Source organism: Vibrio sp. L85, from assembly GCF_963871815.1.
In the GTDB taxonomy this organism is placed as follows: domain Bacteria; phylum Pseudomonadota; class Gammaproteobacteria; order Enterobacterales; family Vibrionaceae; genus Vibrio; species Vibrio harveyi.
In genome coordinates, this window is the sequence record NZ_CAWMYL010000118.1 from 1 (window position 1) to 631 (window position 631).

At 47.1% G+C, this 631-nt stretch carries 1 protein-coding gene and 1 pseudogene; both read left to right on the top strand.

From position 1 onward, the window contains the following. Window positions 1–348 (top strand): annotated as a pseudogene (locus tag AACR11_RS12920) (replication endonuclease); the annotation flags it as partial. A 71-nt stretch (window positions 349–419) separates the two neighbouring features. Continuing rightward, window positions 420–631: hypothetical protein (locus tag AACR11_RS12925; RefSeq protein ID WP_079324774.1), on the top strand; the 212-nt coding region annotated here is incomplete at its 3' end.

Genomic DNA, 631 nt, shown 5'->3' on the forward strand with positions numbered 1-631 from the left:
GCGTATGAGTATGACCAAAACCAATACGGAGAATCCGTTAAACGAGTGATCGGGATTTCTTGGTTAGGTCAAATCATTGAAACCTGTAGCGCGCGCTTTTCTATCGTTTCGAAATCGGACGCCAAAGCGTGGAAAGCGGAGCGCAGCGAAGCAAAAAGGGGCGGAGCCCCTTCTTGGAGCACTGAAAATAAGTGTAACCACCCTCTCACTGAACCACTAATGAGGCTTACAGGATGGAGCTCACAAGGGATTCAGTGCTTGATTTCGCCACTCATGCGAGGGGCGAAAGTTCAAATTGACCGATACACGACGGTCAGTTTCAAAAACAATCGTCTGATTGTGTATTAAATCAATGCCAACGTTGTGAAACAGGGGCGCTTTTTTAACTAACAACCAACGTCGAGAGACAGGGGACAACTATGGAAACACTATCTAAAGAAGAATGCCAAGCCGAGCTAAAACGCATTGAGACCATTGATGCACTAGAGCAAGAGCTTGAAGTGGCATTTGATAAGGTCAAAGACCTATCACCAAGTGACCTGTTGACGCTTGCGCCTAAGCTACTCGTGGGTAAAACCAATCCGCTCACTGAGCTAGGGCTTGATCCTAAACTGGTGGACAAGGCAAAGCT